The 19,741-nt window shown below is 63.1% G+C and carries 17 protein-coding genes; 11 read left to right on the top strand and 6 right to left on the bottom strand.

Annotated features, from left to right (window positions below):
* Nucleotides 1-12: 12 nt before the first annotated feature.
* Genes PQR53_RS01825 through PQR53_RS01815 form a run of 3 tightly spaced genes read left to right on the top strand, consistent with a single transcriptional unit; the run spans nt 13 to nt 3,288 of the window.
* Nucleotides 13-1,431 (top strand): MFS transporter, encoded by a 1,419-nt coding sequence (locus PQR53_RS01825; RefSeq protein ID WP_408450858.1) that lies wholly within the window; start codon nt 13-15, stop codon nt 1,429-1,431.
* Nucleotides 1,432-1,463: 32 nt separating this feature from the next.
* Nucleotides 1,464-2,018 (top strand): GAF domain-containing protein, encoded by a 555-nt coding sequence (locus tag PQR53_RS01820; RefSeq protein WP_408450857.1) that lies wholly within the window; start codon nt 1,464-1,466, stop codon nt 2,016-2,018.
* A gap of 1 nt (nt 2,019) precedes the next feature.
* Nucleotides 2,020-3,288: an MFS transporter gene (locus PQR53_RS01815; protein WP_408450856.1), complete on the top strand. Its 1,269-nt coding sequence runs from the start codon at nt 2,020-2,022 to the stop codon at nt 3,286-3,288.
* Between the two features lie 30 nt (nt 3,289-3,318).
* Here the strand turns inward: PQR53_RS01815 and PQR53_RS01810 are convergent, their stop codons facing one another.
* Complete coding sequence (locus PQR53_RS01810) at nt 3,319-4,248, bottom strand: LysR family transcriptional regulator (RefSeq protein WP_408450855.1); 930 nt, start codon at nt 4,246-4,248, stop codon at nt 3,319-3,321.
* Nucleotides 4,249-4,405: 157 nt separating this feature from the next.
* Here PQR53_RS01810 and PQR53_RS01805 point away from each other — a divergent pair, with 157 nt between their 5' ends.
* The 8 genes from PQR53_RS01805 (at nt 4,406) to PQR53_RS01770 (ending at nt 15,047) form a co-directional block, all read left to right on the top strand.
* A complete protein-coding gene (locus PQR53_RS01805) occupies nt 4,406-5,821 on the top strand; it encodes an MmgE/PrpD family protein (RefSeq protein ID WP_408450854.1) in 1,416 nt (471 codons plus the stop codon).
* 9 nt (nt 5,822-5,830) lie between these two features.
* Nucleotides 5,831-7,186 (top strand): MFS transporter, encoded by a 1,356-nt coding sequence (locus tag PQR53_RS01800; protein ID WP_408450853.1) that lies wholly within the window; start codon nt 5,831-5,833, stop codon nt 7,184-7,186.
* Nucleotides 7,187-7,199: 13 nt separating this feature from the next.
* Nucleotides 7,200-8,723: an MmgE/PrpD family protein gene (locus tag PQR53_RS01795; protein ID WP_408450852.1), complete on the top strand. Its 1,524-nt coding sequence runs from the start codon at nt 7,200-7,202 to the stop codon at nt 8,721-8,723.
* Nucleotides 8,720-10,087: an MmgE/PrpD family protein gene (locus PQR53_RS01790; protein ID WP_408450851.1), complete on the top strand. Its 1,368-nt coding sequence runs from the start codon at nt 8,720-8,722 to the stop codon at nt 10,085-10,087. The genes PQR53_RS01795 and PQR53_RS01790 overlap by 4 nt, the downstream gene beginning before the upstream one ends.
* Before the next feature lie 63 nt (nt 10,088-10,150).
* Entirely contained in the window at nt 10,151-11,542 is a 1,392-nt protein-coding gene (locus PQR53_RS01785) for an MFS transporter (protein WP_408450850.1), read from the top strand.
* Nucleotides 11,543-11,569: 27 nt separating this feature from the next.
* Nucleotides 11,570-13,069: an FAD-dependent tricarballylate dehydrogenase TcuA gene (gene tcuA / locus PQR53_RS01780; RefSeq protein ID WP_408450849.1), complete on the top strand. Its 1,500-nt coding sequence runs from the start codon at nt 11,570-11,572 to the stop codon at nt 13,067-13,069.
* An 89-nt stretch (nt 13,070-13,158) separates the two neighbouring features.
* Nucleotides 13,159-14,262 (top strand): ornithine cyclodeaminase family protein, encoded by a 1,104-nt coding sequence (locus PQR53_RS01775; RefSeq protein ID WP_408450848.1) that lies wholly within the window; start codon nt 13,159-13,161, stop codon nt 14,260-14,262.
* Between the two features lie 197 nt (nt 14,263-14,459).
* The gene (locus tag PQR53_RS01770) at nt 14,460-15,047 is read left to right on the top strand and encodes a hypothetical protein (protein WP_408450847.1); all 588 of its coding nucleotides are present in this window, start codon (nt 14,460-14,462) and stop codon (nt 15,045-15,047) included.
* A 9-nt stretch (nt 15,048-15,056) separates the two neighbouring features.
* Here PQR53_RS01770 and PQR53_RS01765 read toward each other — a convergent pair whose 3' ends face one another.
* From PQR53_RS01765 to PQR53_RS01745, 5 genes are all read right to left on the bottom strand, one after another.
* Nucleotides 15,057-15,593: a cytochrome b gene (locus PQR53_RS01765; RefSeq protein ID WP_408450846.1), complete on the bottom strand. Its 537-nt coding sequence runs from the start codon at nt 15,591-15,593 to the stop codon at nt 15,057-15,059.
* The gene (locus tag PQR53_RS01760) at nt 15,590-16,651 is read right to left on the bottom strand and encodes a catalase family peroxidase (protein ID WP_408450845.1); all 1,062 of its coding nucleotides are present in this window, start codon (nt 16,649-16,651) and stop codon (nt 15,590-15,592) included. Before PQR53_RS01760 ends, PQR53_RS01765 begins: the two co-directional genes overlap by 4 nt.
* 271 nt (nt 16,652-16,922) lie before the next feature.
* Nucleotides 16,923-17,711 (bottom strand): P-loop NTPase family protein, encoded by a 789-nt coding sequence (locus PQR53_RS01755; RefSeq protein WP_408450844.1) that lies wholly within the window; start codon nt 17,709-17,711, stop codon nt 16,923-16,925.
* 96 nt (nt 17,712-17,807) lie between these two features.
* A complete protein-coding gene (chrA, locus tag PQR53_RS01750) occupies nt 17,808-19,043 on the bottom strand; it encodes a chromate efflux transporter (RefSeq protein ID WP_408450843.1) in 1,236 nt (411 codons plus the stop codon).
* 146 nt (nt 19,044-19,189) lie between these two features.
* On the bottom strand, nt 19,190-19,735 hold the full coding sequence (locus PQR53_RS01745) for a c-type cytochrome (protein WP_408450842.1): 546 nt from the start codon (nt 19,733-19,735) through the stop codon (nt 19,190-19,192).
* Between the last annotated feature and the right edge of the window lie 6 nt (nt 19,736-19,741).

The raw sequence follows: 19,741 nt of genomic DNA, 5'->3' as shown, positions 1-19,741 counted from the left end.
GAGAACGTTACCGTGTCTGCCGTAGCCGCTCGTCTTGAGAGACTCCCGTTATCGGGCCTTCACCGGAAACTCCTGCTCATCGGTGGGTTGGGGTATCTGTTCGACGGACTCGATTCGTCGTCGCTTGCGTTCCTGCTGCCGGTCGTGAGCAAGCTATGGCATCTGACGAGCGCCGAGACAGGCCTCGTCGCGAGCAGTACCTATATCGGTTACTTCTTCGGGGCCTTCCTGTCAGGCGTATTCGCCGATCTGATCGGCCGTCGCCGCATCATGATGTCGGCGCTCGCGATCTACTGCATCGCGTCGCTCGCGAGTGCCACCGCCACGGATTGGCACACGTTCTTCGCGTTACGCATCGTCGCGGGTTTTGGGTCCGGCGCGGAGACGGTGGTGATCGCGCCGTTTCTGGCGGAATTCGTGCCGCGCCGTTACAGAGGGATGTTTTGCGGCGCGCTGGTCGGCTTCATGTCGTTCGGGTATCTGAGTTCATCCATCCTCGGCTTTGTGGTGGTGAGAAATTTCGTCGATGGCTGGCGCTACCTGGCCGTGGTGACTTCGCTGCCCGTCGTCATGCTGCTCTGGTGGCGCAGGACGCTGCCCGAGTCGCCGCGATGGCTGGAGAGCCAGGGCCGAACGGATGAAGCGAATCGTATCGTGACCACGATCGAGTCGTGGTTTACCGACCGGGGCATTCATCTTCCGCCGGTCGCCTCCGTCGGCGTGATGCCCGCATCGGCATCGGTGCCCGCAAAGCGTAGCGCGTTGCAGAACGTGCTGACGTTGTGGTCGCCGCGACTCGCGCGCTCCACGGCCGTGAGCTGGCTCATGTGGTTCTCGGTTGCGTTCGCGTACTACTCGTTCTTCTCCTGGATTCCGAGCCTGCTCCTCAAAGAGGGGCTCACCATGACGAAAAGCTTTGGCTATTCCATCGCGATCTATGGGGCGCAGATTCCGGGCTATTTCACGGCCGCATGGCTCAATGAACGGATCGGCCGGAAAGGGGTGGTCGCGTCCTACATGCTGCTGGGGGGCATCGCGGCGATCGCGCTGGCGTTCTCTCACACCGGACTCAGCATCATGGCCGCGGGCATCTGCCTGTCGTTCTTCATGAACGGCGCGTTCGCGGGCGTGTATGCGTACACCCCGGAAGTGTTTCCGACGGCGGTTCGCACGACGGGTACCGGATCGTCCTCCTCGTTTGGCCGCATCGGCTCGGTGAGCGCGCCCATTCTGGTCGGCCTGGTCTATCCCGTGTTCGGCTTCCTTGGCGTGTTCGCCATGACCACGACGGTTCTGCTCATTGGGGCGTGTGTGGTTTTCTTCCTGGGTATCGAGACGCGCAACCGCTCGCTCGAAGATATCGAGGCCGAGGAATTCGGGCGTACGCAGGACCTTCGAGGCGCGCTCAATTCCACTGAACTCCGCGGCTGAATGCTGTGATTGACCAACTTCGAATACAGATCATGCAAGGCAACCAAATCGAGACTGCGCCGCCAGCGTCGCAAACGCTGGGCATTTCCAATCTGGAATATCTCGCGCGAGCCGTACGGCTGAATGGTCAGCCGATGGAGATTTTCCGTGCCGTTCATGAGGTGGCGGCAAGCACCATCGGCTTCGGCCTGTTCACGATCATGTCCTACGATGCACAACACCAGGAGGTCGAGCGTGTTTACACGAACATGCCCGACGTCTATCCGGTGGGCGGACGCAAGAAAAAGCACGGCACCCCGTGGGCCAAACAGATACTGCACGATCTCAAGCCGTTTCGTGCACAGACGCCGCAAGGCATTCGCGAAGCGTTCGACGACCACACCGTGATAACCGGCATGGGTCTCGGATCGATACTGAACATCCCGATCGCGTACGACGGCGTGTGCATCGGCACGATGAACCTGACCCATCAGGAAGGGTGGTACACCGCGAGACATGAAGAGTTGGGGTTGCTGATCGGTTCGTTCCTCGCTCCCGCTCTCATTCCGGGCAACACGATATCCGCCGGCAGCTCGACTGCTCTCTGACATGACCACAACCCAACGTGTTGCGACAGCGTCGCCGACGACCCCAACCTCCGCATCGCAAGGCCGCTGGCTGCTTGTCTTCATCCTGGCCTATCTTGCGCTAATGGCCGATGGCGCCGACGTCATGATGTACGGCCTGACGCTCACGCGAATCAAGGACGACTTCGGGCTGAGCAATGTCGAGGCCGGCGCATTGGGCAGTTTGACGTTGCTAGGCATGGCCGTCGGCGGGATTGTCGGCGGCTGGCTGAGCGATCGCGTGGGGCGGGTGAGGGTGGTGGTCTGGGCGCTGGCGTTGTTCTCGCTGGGCGCGGGGATGCTTGGGCTCACGCACAGCTTTCTGGAATTCGCGATTGTCCGGTTCATCAGTTCGTTGGGTATCGGCTGCATGGTGCTGGTCACCACGCTGGTTGCCGAATACGTGCCCACGGAGCGGCGCTCGCTGATTCTTGGCGCATTGCAAACGGGTATTTCGGCCGGCTACATCGTTGTTATCGCGCTGAGCAGCTGGATTTTGCCCCACTACGGCTGGCGCACGCTGTACTACGTGTCGGCGCTGCCGGTGGTGTTCGCGTTGGCGATCAAGTTTGCGGTGCCCGAACCGGCAAGCTGGCGGGCGAGCCGCGACGTCGCCGCGAAGAGCCCGCGTCAATGGCGCGACAGCCGCTACCACGTGATTTTCAGCAATCGACAGACGCGCCTGCTGTTCATCCTGTGGACCCTCGCCTCGATTTTCATTCTTTCCGGTTTCTATGGCTTGAACAACTGGCTCCCGACCTACCTCGAAAAAGAACTGCATCTCAAGTTCAGTTCGTTGACGGGATACATGATTGGGACTTACGTCGTCGCCTTCATCGGTAAAATCTTCGCCGGCTGGCTGGGCGACCGCTGGAGCCGACGCGGCGTGTATGTTCTCGGCTGCGTGGGCGCCGCGCTCTTTTTGCCGGTGATCATCTTCTGGCATACGCGCGAGAATATTGCCGTGCTCATGCTTTTCTTTGGCTTTCTTTATGGCGTACCACTGGGCACGATCGGTACGTTCATGTCTGAGAGTTTCGCCACGTCCATCCGCGGGACTGCAGTGGGCGGCTCCTACAACCTGGGCCGCTTCTGCTCGGGCGCGGCGCCGATTGTCATCGGCTACCTGGCCACACAGTTCTCCATCGGCCTTGGCTTTCTGGTGGTTGGCGCGGTTTTCTTCCTGAGCGGCGTGACGGCGTTGTTCATCCCGGACCGGTTGTACGACACGGAGCAACCGTCCACTGTGTGACGCGGTTTTCGGCGCAACGCGCCGATGCGCTCAGGCAGGTTCGTGCAGAATCGACGAATCGAACGGCGCCATCCTGCGCAGCGCGAGCCGAAAATCACGCGCAACCGGCGAGAGCGCGGCATCGCGCCGGCGAATCAAACCGATGGTTCGCGCCACGGTCGGATCCACCAGCGGCCGGATTGCGATGCGCGCATGCGCATCGCGCGGCGCTGCGCAGCGCGGGATGATGGAGATACCGAGACCCGCTTCGACGAGCCCCAATGACGTGGTCAGATGTTCGATCTCGATCAGCCGGTCGGGGCGCCAGTCGATATCTCTCAACGCGGCGTCGAGCATGCGCCGGTTACCGCTCGACGTACCCGAGACGATCAACGGCCATGGCCGCAACTCCGGCCACGTCACATGTTCGCTCGCGGCGAGCGGATGATCGGCGGGACACGCCAGCACGTACGGATCCACCAGCAGTTCGTCGATTGCAAGCTCAGGCGATTCGTTCACGAGAAACGCAATGCCGAACTCCGCGTCGCCGATCGCGACACGTTGCACGACGGTCGCGAGGTTGGCCTCGATGAGTCTGAGCCGTACCTCGGGACGCCGCTTGTGATAACTGCTGACGATTTTCGGCAGCATGAATTTGGCGACCGTCGGAATACACGCGATGGTCAACTGACCGGTGCGAATCCGTGTGGCTTCGCTCACCAGTTCGAGCGATGCATCGAGCTCACGCAGCACGCCTTGTGCACGCGGCAACAGCAATTCGCCGGAACTGGTGAGCGCGACGTTGCGGGTGGTGCGTTCGAACAGCAGGGTATCGAGCGCTTCCTCGAGCCGTTTGATACGACGCGTCAACGCGGAAGCGGAGAGGTTTAGTTCAAGCGCCGCGTCGTTGAACGAGGCGTGCGACGCGACCGCGACGAACGCTCGCAATGCATCCAGATCGACACCCGGAAAACGGTTCATCGGCACCCCGCTGACTCTTGCATGTGACGCAATAATAATCACGTCGCGTGCAATTCACAAACGCGTCCGGGGTGGGGATACTGAATGCACGACATTTCCGTGCAACGTAATCCGCGCGATTGCACGCGCGATTACACCCGAGACGGCACCCACACCGATGAACCAGCACAACGACGTAGGCACAAACCCTTATACCGGCGGCGTGGCCGCATTCGTCGCGGGCCTGCGGTATGAGGCGATACCGGACGAGGTGCGCGCGCGCATCAAACTGCTGATCCTCGATTCACTGGGCTGCGCGATCTTTGGTGCCGGGTTGCCGTGGAGCCGCATTCTTGCGGATACCTTGCAGCGCGTCGATACGACGCCGGGTTGCCACGTGTGGGGCATGCCGTTGCGCTTGTCCGCGCCACACGCGGCGCTCGTCAACGGCACCTTGATCCAGAGTTTCGAACTCGACGACGTGCATCGCGTCGGTGTGCTGCATGTCGGCGCGGTGACCTTGCCGCCCGTGCTGGCGGTTGCCGAGTTGCTGTCCGCCGATGCGCCGATGACAGGCCGCGACTTCCTGCGCGCCTGCGTGGCGGGCTACGAGGTCGGGCCGCGCGTGGGCATGTGCATGGGACCGGAACACATTGCGCAAGGCTGGCATTCAGGGGCCACGGTCGGCGTATTCTCGGCCGCGGCGGGCGCGGCAGCCGCGCTGCGGCTCGATGCGGAGCAGACGGTGCACGCGCTCGGCATTGGCGGCACGCAGTCGGCGGGGCTGATGGCCGCGCAGTTCGGCGCGATGGTCAAACGCATGCATGCGGGCCGCGCCGCGCAAAGCGGCTTGTACGGCGCGTTGCTCGCGCAAAACGGTTTCACCGGGATTGTCGACGTATTCGAGAACCCGTACGGCGGATTCTGCAGCACGTTCTCGCGATCGTCGGACCGTTTCGATCTGACGCAACTCGTGGATGGTCTCGGCGAGCGCTTCGAGACCATGCGCATCGCGCTGAAGTTCTACTCGTGCGTAGGCAGCAATCACACCACGCTCGACGCAATCCGCGCGATGCAGGCGCGCCATCCGTTCGGTCCGGACGATATCGAACGGATCGTCGTGCATGGTTCGCGCGTGACGGTCGACCATGTGGGCTGGAAATATGTGCCGCAGGGGCTGACCTCGGCGCAACTCAATCTGCCGTATTGTGTCGCGACACTACTGCTCGAAGGCGACGTATTCGTCGACCAGTTCACCGAAGACAAGGTCGCGGACCCTGAGCGCATGGCGCTGGCGGATCGCGTGCAGGTGGTCGAGGATCCGTCGATCACCGCGCGCGGTTCGATGCTGCGGCATATGGTGCGCGTCGAGGTGCTGCTGCGCGACGGCACGCGGCTCGAAGAAACGGTCGAGGCGCAGCGCGGCAGCGAACACGCATTCGCCAGCGAAGGGGATATCGTCGGCAAGATGAGAAAGCTCGCCGCGCATCGAATCGACGCACGGCAAATCGCGCGCATCGTCGATTGGGTGATGCATGCGGAAGATCAACCGGACGCAAGCGAGCTTGCGCGCCTTCTCGCGACCGTTGCCTGAGGAGCCATCGTGGCCGCCACCGCGCACACGCTCACATTGCCCGCCACGTCCGCCGCGCGGCGCGCACGGTTGCGGTCGATTATCGGCGGCAGCGCGGGGAACGTGATCGAGTGGTACGACTTTCTCGCGTATTCGATCTTCTCGATCTATTTCAGCAAGGCTTTTTTCCCGGGCGGCAATCAGACCGCGCAACTCCTGAACGCGGCGGCCGTCGCGGCGATCGGTTATATCGTGCGGCCGCTCGGCAGCTGGGCCATCGGCGCGCTCGCCGACCGGCAGGGCCGGCGCGTGGCGTTGAGCGTCTCGGTCGCGATGATGAGTGTCGGCTCGCTGATCATCGCGTTGACGCCGACGTATGCGTCGATTGGCGTGGCCGCACCCGCCGTGCTGGTCTGCGCGCGTCTCCTGCAAGGTTTCAGCATGGGCGGCGAAGCGGGCACGAGCGCCACCTATCTGAGTGAAATGGCGCCGACGGGCCGGCGCGGCTTCTTTGTCGGCTTCGTCCAGGTGACGGTGGTGATGGGGCAACTGGTGGCGCTCGCGCTGATGCTCATCCTGCAACGGCTCGTGCTGACGCCCACGCAACTCGAACAGTGGGGGTGGCGCATTCCGTTTGCGATCGGCGGCGCGCTGGCCGTGTTTGCGCTCTATCTGCGCCGCGGCATTGCGGAGACCGACGCGTTCGAGCGCGAGGGCGGCGCCCATGCCGGCGCACGGACCCAGACAGAGCGGGGCAGTCTGCTGGTGCTGCTGGTCCAGCATCGGCGTCAGACGCTGTGGACGATTGGCATCAGCGTCGGCGGCACAGTCGCGTTTTACACGTTCACAATCTATTTGCAGAAGTTCATGGTCAACACCACGGGCTTCAGCCGCGATACGGCGACGCTGATCGCGCTCGTGGCGCTCGTGGCGCTCGTGATCTACATGGGTTTTCAGCCGCTCTTCGGCCTGTTGTCCGATCTGATTGGACGGCGTCCGGTCATGATGATCTTCGGGGTGGGCGGCACGTTCCTGACGGTGCCGCTGATGCACGCGCTCGGCGCGACCCATAGCGCGCTCACGGCGTTCGCGCTGAATCTTGCGGCGCTCGGCATTCTCAGTGGCTTTTCGTCGATTCACTGGCTCGTCAAGTCGGAGCTTTTTCCAGCGAAGGTTCGGGCGCTCGGCGTCGGACTGCCGTTCGCGGTCGTGTCGTCGGTAATGGGCGGCACCACCGAATATCTCGCGTTGCGCTTCAAGCACGATGGCCACGAATCGTGGTTCTTCTATTACGTCAGCGCGTGCGCGGCGGTGTCGCTGCTCACGTACGTGCTGATGCCCGAGACGCGTCATCGGTCGGTGATCGACGAAGAAGCGCGTCAGTAATGCGGTCATTGAGGTGGGCACTGAGGTGGTCACCGCGGTGATCACCGAGATGGTCACCGGGTTGATCACCGAGTCGATCGCTAATATGACCACCAAGGTCAACGGAGACGCTTTCATGCAGCCGGCTTCATCCGCTGGGCCCACTGCGGCTCAGTTGTTGTCGGAGTACGCGCTTGGCGTGCGGTTCGAGCAGTTGCCCGCCGACATCGTGCGGCTTGCGAAGGACTGCCTGATCGATGCGATCGGCGCGGCGGTATATGGACACGAGGTGGAAGCGGGGCACGCCGCGCTGCGCTATGTCAGCCATGCGTCCGCTGGCCCGTGCGCGATCCTGGGCGCGAGCCGGCGTGTCGCGCCCGAGGCAGCGGCGTTCGCGGGCGGCGTGCTGGTCCACGCGGCGGAGCTCGATAGCTTGCGGCAGCCCGGCGCCGGCGTTCATCCGGGCGCCGCGCTGGTGCCGGTCGCACTTGCCGCCGCGCAGGTTTCCGGCGCGTCGGGACGCGACTTGCTGGCGGCGCTCGTCGCCGGTATCGAGGTGCTGTTTCGCATCGGCAGCGCAACGAAACACTCCGCTGAAGTACGCGGCTTTCATGCGCCGGGTCTCACGGGGCCGTTCGGCGCCGCGATCGTCGCGGGCAAGCTGGCCGGCGTCGATGCGGATACGCTGCGTCACGCGCTGGGCATTGCCGGCTCATTGAGCGGCGGATTGCTCGAATTCGCGAAGTCCGGCGACGGTGGTCTCGTCAAACGTCTGCACCTGGGGCGCGCGGCGCAATCGGGCATCGTGGCCGTGCAACTGGCACAAGCGGGCTTCGACGGACCGTCGACGGTACTCGAAGGGCGCTACGGTTTTTTGCAGGCGTACTGCGAATCATCGGATGCTGCGCGTTTGACCGAGGGCTTAGGCACGCGCTATGAAACGCCGACGCTGTGCCTGAAGCGCTACGCGTGCCACATCGTGGCACACACCCCGGTCTACGCCGCGCAGCAGTTGCGGGCCGCGCACGGTATCGACGCACAGCGGATCGCCGCGATCCGGATCGAAGGCGCGCCGCGTCTTGCCGCGAATCACGATATCAAGCTGCCGGCCAATCAGGTGCTCGCGCAATACAGCGTGCCGGTTTGCGTGGCGGCGGCACTGCTGCACGATGCCGACGATCCGTCGACCTTCGGCGCCCGCCTGTTGCAAGACCCGGCGATCCGCGAGCTGGCGCAGCGCGTGACGCTGGTCGCGACCGACGCCACCGGCCTTGCCACCGTCACACGCATCACGCTCGACGACAGCACGACCTACGAGCTGGCGCAGACGGATTTCCCGGGCTGTCCGTCGACACCGTTCACCCCCGCGCAATTGCGCACCAAGTTCATGTGGATGACGAAGCGGCTGGGCGCCGCGGCGCACACGCTGTTCGAGCGCCTGGACCGGGTGGAAGACGAAGCGGACCTGCACTGGCTCGATGCGGCGATTCCACCGTCGTCCGAGTCGTTGCACCGATCGTCGCCCGATTTATCGCTGGTAAGAGGAGACCGCGGATGAGCATCGCAAAGACGCTAGGCGAACGCATCGCCGCGTTCACTTCCGCCGACGTGCCCGACGAAGCATTGCACTGGGCGCGCATCGGCATCATCGATACGATCGGCGTGACGCTGGCGGGTGCAGCGGAGCCCTGCGCGCGGATTGCGCGGACCGTGGCGGCGCCGTCGAACGGGGCGGCGCTCGTGATCGGCACGCGCGAGCGGATGAAGCCCAGTGACGCCGCGCTCGTCAACGGCACGGCCGCGCATGCGCTCGACTTCGACGATTGCAGCAATACGCTGGGCGGCCATCCTTCCGCGCCGATCCTGCCGGCGCTGTTCGCCCTCGCCGAAGAAGTGCGCGCGAGCGGCCGGCGTCTCGTCACCGCTTACGTGGCGGGTTTCGAAACGCAGGCGCGCATCGCGCATGCGGTCAATTTTCATCACTACGACAAGGGCTGGCATCCCACCGCGACGCTTGGTGTATTCGGCGCGTGTGCCGCAGCGGCGCATCTGCTCGAGCTCGATGCGGCGCGGACGGCGACCGCGCTGTCGATCGCCGCGTCGTTCGCTTCCGGTATCAAGGCTAATTTCGGCACCATGACGAAGCCGTTGCATGTCGGTCATGCGTCGCGCAACGGCCTGATCGCGACGCTGCTGGCGCGCGAAGGATTCAGCGCCGGCGACGAGGCGTTCGAACACCGCCAGGGCTTCTTCAACGTCTACAACGGCGCGGGCCATTACGACGCCGAGGCGGCGCTGACGCATTGGGCCGACCCGCTCGACATCGTCGAACCCGGCATTGCGATCAAGCAGTATCCGTGTTGCGGCAGCACCCACCCCGCGATCGACGCGATGCTGATGCTCGTCAGCGAATACGGGCTGAAGCCGGACGAGGTTGAGTCCGTGGTGTCGTGGACACATCCGCGACGCCTACAGCACACGAACCGCCCGCAGCCGGCCAGTCCGCTCGACGCGAAATTCAGCGTGCAGTACTGCGTGGCGCGCGCACTGGCGCAAGGACGCGTGGTGCTGTCCGACTTCGAAGGCGGCGCGTACGCCGATCCGGCGATTCGCGCGCTGATGTCCAGGATTGTCGCGGAGCCTGATCCTTTGGCGGACCAGCAGCCGGATCATTTCGGCGCGGAAGTCGTCGTTCAGTTGCGCGACGGGCGGCGTGTGTCGAAATGCGTCGCGCGCGCGGCGGGCAGGACGTCGGCGAATCCGTTGCCGGACGCGCGGATCGAAGCCAAGTTTCTCGACTGCGCGAATCACGCGTTGACGCCCGAGGCGAGCCGCGATGCGCTGGGGATGCTTTGGCGCATTGATAGCGTGGAAGACATTACTACGTTGACCGGAGTACTCGAAGCAGGTTTGCGGCACTGACGCAGGTGTCGGACGAGCAAGACAATCGCGCGGCAATGACCGCGGGAACAATTGGAGACAGGCATGAACGACTCACTCGTCGCCGCGCGCGTCGACCGTTTGCCGAACTCGCGGATGCATCGCGAATGGATGTTCCTATTCGCGATTCCGCTCTTTTTCGATAGCTGCGATATCAACACGTTCGCGTCGGCGGCGCCCGCGCTGATCCGGCATTGGCACATCGCGATCAATGAAATCGCGCTGATCACGTCCGCGAGTTTCATCGGCATGTTCTTCGGCGCGACGCTCGGCGGCTTGCTGTCCGACCGGTTTGGGCGCAAACGCTCGCTGATGCTGTTCGTGCTGATCTCGTCGCTCGGCTCGCTGGCCACGGCGGTCGTGCCGAGCGTCCCGTATCTGTTCGCCGCGCGGGTCGTCACCGGCTTCGGCATTTCCGCGGGCATGGTGACGGTGATGACCTATATCGCCGAGCTGTTCCCGGCGCGCTCACGCGGCACCTGGCAATCGTGGGCCATGGTCATCAACCTGTGCGCGATTCCGCTAACCAACTTCGTCGCGCGGCTGCTCGTGCCGTACGGACCAGACGGCTGGCGCTGGGTCTTCGTGTGGGGCGCGCTTGGCGTCGCGTTTCCACTGCTGGCGAAGCGGCTTCCCGAGTCGCCGCGCTGGAGCGCGCGAGCAGGGCGCTTCGACGAGGCGGAGGCCGCGCTTGCGGCGATGGAGGCAAGGAGCATCGCGGAAGGGAACGTGCTGAGCGTGCCCGAGGTCGCCGTGCGGCCGCCCGACGTGCGCGAACCGTGGATGACGATGTTCAACAGCGTCTACCGCCGCCGCACGCTCACGCTCTGCGCGATCTGGCTGCTGCAGACAATCGGCTTCTACGGCTTTGAAGCATGGGTGCCGACCTTGCTCGTGCATCACGGCATCACGATTGCGCGCAGCCTCACGTACTTCACGCTGATCAACGTCGGCGCGCCGCTTGGCGCATTGCTCGCGGCCTATCCGGCCGACCGTTTCGAGCGCAAACATCTGATTGCGCTCGTCGCGCTGCTGATCGCGGGATTCGGCCTGCTATACGGGCTGAGCTTTACGCCGGTGCTGATCGTGACCTTCGGATTCGCGGTCGGCATGCTGACGCAGACCTTCGCGACCCTGCTCTATTCATACACGCCCGAACAGTTTCCGACCGGAGTGCGCAACAGCGCAACGGGCCTCACGTATGGCGCGGGCCGGATCGCGAATGTCGCCAATGCCTTCGTGATCGCGGCCATCTACACGAACTACGGTTATGTGACCGTGTTCATGTATATCGCGGGCGCATGGTTCCTGACCGCGTTGATCACGCTCGTGTTCGGCCCGCGGACCACCGGCCGCAGCCTCGAAACCCTGAACCCGGTTGTGGATGAAGTGGACGCGGCGTCGCTGACGCCGCTCGCCGAATATCCACGACGCTAGATCACACCGAAACTGGAGAGCCCACTGATGACCCTCGACGAACTCAACGATATCGACGTGCTCGTAATCGGCGCCGGAAACGCCGCGGCCAATGCGGCGCTTGCCGCGCGCGAAGGCGGCGCAAAGCGCATCGCGCTGCTCGAAAGCGCACCGGAAGACGCGCGCGGCGGCAACTCCGCGTTTACTGGCGGGGCGTTCCGCTTCGTCTACGAATCCGTCGACGATCTGTTGAAACTCGCGCCCGATATCGCGGAACTGGATCTGCCGAATATCGATTTCGGCACCTACACGCGCGAGCAGTATTTCGACGATATTGGCCGGCTCACCGAGTTTCGCGCCGACCCGGAACTGACTGAGGTGCTGATCGGCAACAGCTACGACGCGGCGTTGTGGCTCAAGCGGCATGGCGTGCGTTTTCAACCCGCACTGGGGCGGCAGGCGTTTCGCGTGGAAGGCAAGTTCCGTTTCTGGGGCGGGCTGGCCTGCCACATTCTGGGCGGTGGCACGCACCTCGTCGAAACGCTGCACCATGCGTTAAAGGAGGCGGGCATTGGTGTGCTTTACCGCACTCAGGCAATGGGCCTGTTGCACGGTGACGGGCGTATCGAAGGCGTGCGCGCCATGCACGAAGGACGGCAGGTCGACATTCGCGCGAAAGCGGTGGTGCTCGCATGCGGCGGTTTCGAGTCGAGTGCGGAAATGCGGGCGCGCTATCTCGGACCGAACTGGGATCTCGCGAAAGTGCGTGGCACACGTTACAACACCGGCTGGGGCCACAAGATGGCGATGGAAATCGGCGCGGCGGTAACGGGGCACTGGTCGGGCGCGCATGCGGTGCAATGGGATATGAACGCGCCCGAATACGGCGATCTGACGATTGGCGACCGCTTCCAGAAGCATAACTATCCGTTCGGGATTCTGGTGAACGCGAAGGGCGAGCGTTTTCTCGACGAGGGACTCGACTTTCACAGCTTCACGTACGCGAAATATGGGCATGAAGTTTTACGCCAGCCAGGTCTTTTCGCATGGCAGATTTTCGATCAGAAAGTCGTCAAGCTGCTGCGCGACGAATACCGGATCGCGCGTATCACCAAGGAAACCGCGAACACGCTCGAAGAACTGGCACCGAAACTCACGGGCGTCGATCCGGAAGGTTTCCTGCGCACCGTGCGCGCATATAACGACGCGTCGCGACCCGACGTGTCGTTCAATCCGAATATCCACGACGGCCTGCGCACGCGCGGGCTCGCCATCGACAAAACCAACTGGGCCAACCGGCTCGACACGCCGCCCTATGAAGCTTATGGCGTCACCACCGGCGTGACTTTCACCTTCGGCGGACTCAAAGTGTCGACCGAGGCCGAGGTGCTCGACACGTCGGGTACGCCGATTCGGGGGCTGTTCGCGGCGGGCGAGATTGTCGGCGGTCTTTACTATCACAACTACGGCAGCGGCACGGGGCTGGTCGCTGGTGTCGTGTTCGGGCGGCGTGCGGGGGCAGGGGCGGCGCGGCTTGTTGCGCGCTAACACGAACACTAGTTACGACCGCTAGTTAAGACCGCTGATCAAGACCGCTGATCAAGACCGCTGATTCGGACACACGGGGACTCACTACGATGTTGCTTATCGATAACGACTGCGTGGCGCGCGTGCTCACCATGCGCGATTGCATCGACGTGCAGGAACGGGCGTTTGCCGGGTTGCCGGATGGCGCGTCGATTGGGCGTCCGCGTATCGACACCTATGTGCCGACGGCACGCGACGACAGCTACTACCGTTTCGGTTCAGTCGACGGCGCCACAGGCGGCATCCTCGCGGTGCGTCTGAAATCGGACGTAATGGTGTGGCCGCGCGACGCCAACGGCCGCGCGGGCAGCGAGCAGAAGTACTGCGTCGAGCCCGGCACATATTGCGGACTGGTGATGCTGTTCAGTACCGAGAACGGCAAGCCGCTCGCGATGCTCAACGACGGCCACCTGCAACACATGCGCGTGGGCGGCGCGGCGGGACTCGGCACGCGGCTGCTTGCGCGCGAGGACGCGCATGTCGTCGGCATGATCGGCTCGGGCGGGATGGCGGAAACGTTTCTCGAAGCGCTGGTGGCCGTGCGCGACATCCGGCGCGTGCGTGTCTTTAGCCGTCGCGAGGCGAACCGCGTGCGTTTTGCGCGCGACATGGCGGCGAAACTTGGGATCGAAGTCGAGGCGGTCGGCTCGGCCGAGGCGGCGGTGCGCGGCTCTGACATCGTCGCTACCTGCACCGACAGCATGACGCCCGTGATCGACGCCGACTGGCTGGAACCCGGCATGCACGTGGTGGCGCTCACGCCGCGTGAATTCGACGCCAGAGTGGCAAGCCGCTTCGACGTGAGCATCGCGCAAGGCCATGAACGTCTGCCGATGGAGGAGAGCGGGCGCTTCAGCCAGCGCGTGTCGGGCAGCCCGAATGCGTTTATCGGCGGCAGCGACGCGGAACGGATGCGGCTGCCGGTGTCGCGCGGCGAGAGAGTGGATACGACGGGTTGGCCGATCTATACCGAAGTGATCACCGGCCGCGCGCCCGGCCGCACGGACGCCCGGCAGATCACCTTCTATTACACGGTGGGTAACTGGGGGGTCCAGTTTGCGGCGGTGGGCGGGCATGTGTATCGCGAAGCGTCGCGACTAGGCCTGGGGATTCCGTTGCCGGATCACTATTTCCTGCAGTCCATTAGAAATTGAAAGGAAGAGGGGGCGAGTTGCGTGTGGACCGTGCAGAGTTTGCGAGACTCAACCGTGCAAGCCAAAGATTGCGCGGGTGCGCGAAAAGGAAGAGTATCGTCGAGTGGTTGTCCCCGATCAATTCGGCAATCGCCGCAGCAGTTCTGCGGTTGACCGCGCTCGCGAAAGTTTGACGTGCGCGTCAAGTGGAGTATCTCATGTCCAACACCGGCGTAATTGCTCACTGTCGCGTCGACGGCTCTATTAAATATACGTATGGACCGTTCAAGTTCAACACCGATTGGGGAGGTACCTTCAAGGCCTTGGAGATCGCGAACTACCTGGAGAAGATATCAATATCCTCCCCAGAAATTGGTAGCCTTGAGACTGGTGCAGAACTCGTAACGAACATCGAGCTGACAAATCCAGACGCTTCCGATTGGCTTCTAAGCACAACGTCGGCGAAGTATCGAAACGCACCAGGTGTGACGGACAAGGCAGAAAACGTCGCATTCAGGGGACTCCTGAGAGATCTGGAGTACTTGACCATGGATCTTGAACACCTTCAGATCTCAATGGAAACCGTAAAGCGCTTAACCGGGAACGATTTTGATGGGCAGATGATTCGCTTGGGAACGGGGCAAGGAAAAAGGCCAGCACTGCTCATCTCCGAGGCGCTTGTTGACATGCAAATCGGCGGATGGCCTTACTTGAGGCAGATCGTCCGGGCGCTAGGCAAATTCGCGGAAGTCTCTACGGAACGAGACAATGCACACCGATGCATGCACATGTTCTTCACTGCCTAGGCGCACGCCTTATCGCCAGGGCGCCATCGCCTGGAAAACACCGTCACGTCTGACCAGCGCGTGCAAAAGCGCCGCCGCCAGGTGAAGCACGATCAGCGCAAAGAAGCACAGCGCGAGCACCCTATGCGCGTTCCAGAGCAGCGAGTGCAAAGCGTTGCTATGCGGCAGAATGGCCGGCAAATGAATCCCCGCGACCACGACGGGATAGTCCGCCGCCGACAGCATGCCCCAGCCGATCAACGGAAGCCCGATCATCAGCAGGTAGAACGCGAGATGTGAGAGGTGAGCGGCGAGCTTCATCGGCTCCGGCATCGAGGCGGGTAGCGGCGGCGCGCCACGCTTCAACCTCACCACGAGGCGAATCAGCGCCAGCACGAGAATTACGATGCCAAGCGGCTTGTGGATCGACACCAGCGAAAGATAATCCGGCCGAACGGTGGACACCATGCCCACACCGATGAACAACATCGCCAGAATGCAAACCGCCATCAGCCAGTGAAGCGCGCGCTGCAGCGGTGTGAAGCGATCGTGGATCGGGGTCGTCATGGCGTGGCTCCTCCCGCCGGATGGCGCGGATAGTCTTTATCCTCGGCGGTGCGCCGGTCGAACGACACGGCATAGGCGGCGGAGCGCGCGGCGGGAAACGGATCGTCCGAGACGTGCATGCCGGGCGGCAGGACGGTGGGATCGAAGTTGAGATCGCGACACGGCCCGTCGGGCTCGGGTTCGATGGCGTTGACCACCAGCGTTCCGGCTTCCACTTTGCGTCGGTCGTCCGGCCACGCTTTGGTGGGGTCGGCGGTCGGGTCGCCGGGGTTGGCGACCGTGATGACCAGCGTCCAGCGTTGCGGCGCGCTTTGCACCCGCTGCGTGATGTCCGTGGCGAGGAAGTCGGCGCCGCGCGCCTTCAACTGGTCCTTCGTGACGGCCTCGGGCGGCGCGGCCGGCACGAAGGACCAGCGCACCGCCTGGTCCTGTCCCGCAGCATTGGTGAAGATGAAGCTATTGAGGCTGTTGTAGCGCTCCTGCGCGTAAGAGGCCGTCCGCGGTCCGCCGCCGGCCCACGCTGCGAACGCGCCGAACTCTGGGTGCGCGGCGATAAAGTTCTTCATGGCGTCCGGATCGCTTTTGTCCGCCGAGGCCTTAAGGAGAGCGTAGAAGGCCTGTGGTGTGGAGACCGCGAAGATGGGCGCGTCGATCATCGCCGAGCGCCATTCGCTGCCGTCCGGCGCGACGATGCGCACGCTCAGCCCCCGTACCGGAACTGCGGCGTCGGGCGATTTCGGGTCCGGTGTAGCGAGGTTGAAACGCCCGGTGACCGGATAGGAACCAGGCGCGAACATCGGCGCCTTGGACAGGGCCGCAGCCGCGCCATTCGATTCGAAGTTGCCGGTAAAGCAGATGCCTTTGGCGTGATTGCGCCGGAAGCCGAGAGCCGGGCCGCCCGGCGGCGCAAGGCCGTTGACGATCTTTGCCGGCGTGAGGCGCCCTGGCGAGAGCCAGCCGGCCGTAAAGGCGAAGGCCGCGACCAGCGCGACCACGACGACTGCAATCAGGACCAGCGAACGCACGGTGGACGCGTTGGAAGTCGGTCTGTCGGCCATCGATCTCTCCCGATCAATGATTCGGCTGAATAGAAATCTAGCAGGGTGGAGGGAATAGTGCCAGTGATTGGTCGATTGTGCTGGGGAGGTCCGGTGGGGTAGCCCGATCTAGACTCAGGCCGAAGCGCGTGAGGATGTCCCGGTTCGAGAGGCGGCGTCGCCAATGAGCTGAGGATCTGAGTGGAGGCGGCGACTTGGCCGCCTCAGGTTGCGCTTGTTCCGCGCTCTGTTTGGTCAACTGTTGACGCGGCACGTTGGCCGCGATCGATGGTTAGTGCTGCATGGGAATCGGCGGTTGGGCTGTGTCTGTTTCCGCGCTCGTGCTCTTCCTGATTTCCGTGTTTCGAACCGAAAACTGCAACGCGTTCAGAATCTGGCTTTCATATACGGGCCAATCTCTTCCTGAGTTCTCAATCGCGAGCCTGGCTAACGGGAGCTGATGAAACAGATCGTCGGTGATCCGCCGATAATCGCGATATAGGGAGATGAGTCCTTCTAACCCCTCGTAGCCTTTGCGCACGCAGTAAGGACCCGCGAGCTTCCAGTTCATTTGATAGTCGATCCACTCGGGGCCGCGCTCCGCACAGACAGTTCGTACGGCTTTTTCGACATCTTCTTGCCAAAGGTAGAGGACGAACGGATTGAGCGGTGCAATGACTGCGGCCAACGCGTTTACGTAGTCAACAATCATCGCCGAATCGGCGTCCATCAGCAGCAGGTGAGTCAGGTCTCCATGAAAAAGTTGACCGTCCATCACCGGGACCTGGGAATCTTTCTGCGTCGCCTCGACGAATGCGGCCCATTTGGCCAGTGCGCGCTCAGCGAGATGCTGCGCGGTTGCGTCGCGCCACGGCTCGAACCAGTGGGCGAGTTCGTCCGTTGCTCGCACGGGGTGGGGCTCTGTTCTTTCATGTATTGGCAATGCCGGCCGCCCCGAATCTCGCAGGTTCCTGGCGATGAAGCGCATCATGGTTGACTTGCCTGAACCCATGATGCCCTCGACGATCACCAGCCGATGGACGGAAGGCTCCGCATTGCCGGAATTCGTTGGGTCTGCCATTTGCCGACAGCTCCTGGTAAAGTACCCCGGATCGCAGTTCACTAGACGGTTGAGTTCTTGATTTAGATGCTCCACGCTCCCCAGGCAATCATCGATTCAGTGCAAGGTCGCCTCGGCAATGCCGGCCAGCGCACAGAGCACAACGACAGCGAGCGGTGGAATCTTCCAGCGCGTCAGCAGGAAAAAGCCGATGGCTGCGATGGCAAAGTCGAGCTCCGAGAGAACCGCACTGGTCCAGACCGGTGAGTACAGCGCGGTGGCCAGCAGTCCGACGACCGCTGCATTGACTCCGGCAAGCATTGCAGCCATCGACGGGCGGGCGCGCAGCGCTTGCCAGTACGGCAGCGCCGCGAGCACGAGTAACAGACCTGGAAGGAAAATGCCCGTCGTAGCGAGCAAAGCGCCGGTCCAGGGATTCGGTGCTGCGGCCATCATCCAGCCGAGAAATGCGGCGAACGTGAACAAAGGGCCAGGAACGGCCTGCGCGGCACCGTAGCCTGCAAGAAAATCGTTCGGCGAGATCCAGCCGGTCGCGACGGTTTGCTGTTGCAGAAGCGGGAGCACGACGTGCCCACCGCCAAACACCAGAGCACCTGAGCGGTAGAAGGCTTCGAAGACCTTGACCGCCGGTCCCGCGTGGAGTCCGACCAGCGCCGGTAGTCCGAACAGCAGGACACCGAAGAGGATCAACGCGATGGCACCCACCGTGCGGGACACGCGGATTTCGTGACCGTGCTGTGGCACGCGACTGGTGTCCGACGATGCCGTCTTCTGGCACAACGCGAGTCCGAGCGCAGCGCCCAGGGCGATAACGATGAGCTGCGCATAGACGGTGGTCAGAATGCTAAGCACCGCGATTGCGATAAGCGCGATGGCAGCGCGGCGTCGATCCGGACACAGGCGCCGCGCCATATCCCAAACTGCCTGAGCGACGACAGCGACAGCGACGAGCTTCAGGCCATGAATCAAACCGCTACCGACCGGGCCGCCAAGGCCAGGGGCGAGAGCTGCAAAGCCGAGCAGCAGCAGCACTGAAGGCAGCGTAAATCCGAACCAGGCCGCGAGGCCCCCAAGCCACCCGGCTCGCAGGAGACCAATCGAGAATCCCACCTGGCTGCTCGCCGGTCCTGGCAGGAACTGGCAGAGCCCCACCAGATCGGTGAAGGTTTCGTCATCGAGCCAGCGGCGCCGCTCGACGAACTCCCGGCGGAAGTATCCCAAATGGGCTATCGGGCCGCCAAAGCACGTCAGCCCCAACTTGAGAAACACCGCGAGAACCTCTGGCGCGGCACTCGCCTGAGTCGGGTGCGTTGAGGTGATACCGTTTTCCATAAGCTGGCGGTTTTCCAGATTGAGAAGATCAGCGCGCCCGCATGAACCGGACGGTTAAGCGCATCCGCGCAGCACCTGAAGTCCCCAATGCGCAAAAGAGCATTTCCGCCGCCAAGGCCCTTTGCTGCCCGTTCAGCCGGCATAGCCTACGGCGAGGTGTTCGGTTTGGCTGCGCTTAGCTTTTCGAAGTCTTGAGCGGAAATGCCGCGTCCCTTATAAAGGAACGCCGTTAAGTCCCAGATCGTCTGGTCGTCTTGCGTCTTACCGAACGCGGGCATCGCGGTCATTCTCACGCCGTTTTTGATCACCCAGAACATCATCTGAGGATTGTTGCGGCGTGTTGCGCTCAACAATTCCGGCGCTAGCGGAAGGATACCCTGGCCAATCGGGCTCAGCGTTTGTCCCGGCGCGCCGTGACACGCCACGCAGGTGCCCCGGTAGAGACGGGCGCCGGCTTCGACGTTGGCGACGGTCATCAGGTCGGTCGGCACCTGGATAGCGGCCGCATGACGGTGCAGCGACTGCAGGTAGGTCTTATGCAGCGCCCAGGCGACAAGTGGGTTGTGTCCGGATGCGGCCGACACATCGTATAGGCCCGAATACATAAAGCCGAATCCGGCCGCCACGACCGCGACAACGGCTGCAGCGAAAGCGCTCAGCGTGCAATGACGGACAAGAAAAGAGGACTGCATTTGAGC

Source organism: Paraburkholderia fungorum, assembly GCF_046027605.1.
Classification (GTDB): Bacteria; Pseudomonadota; Gammaproteobacteria; order Burkholderiales; family Burkholderiaceae; genus Paraburkholderia; species Paraburkholderia fungorum_F.
The sequence above is the reverse complement of the archived record's forward strand: the minus strand, read 5'-3'. Positions and strand labels throughout refer to the sequence as shown.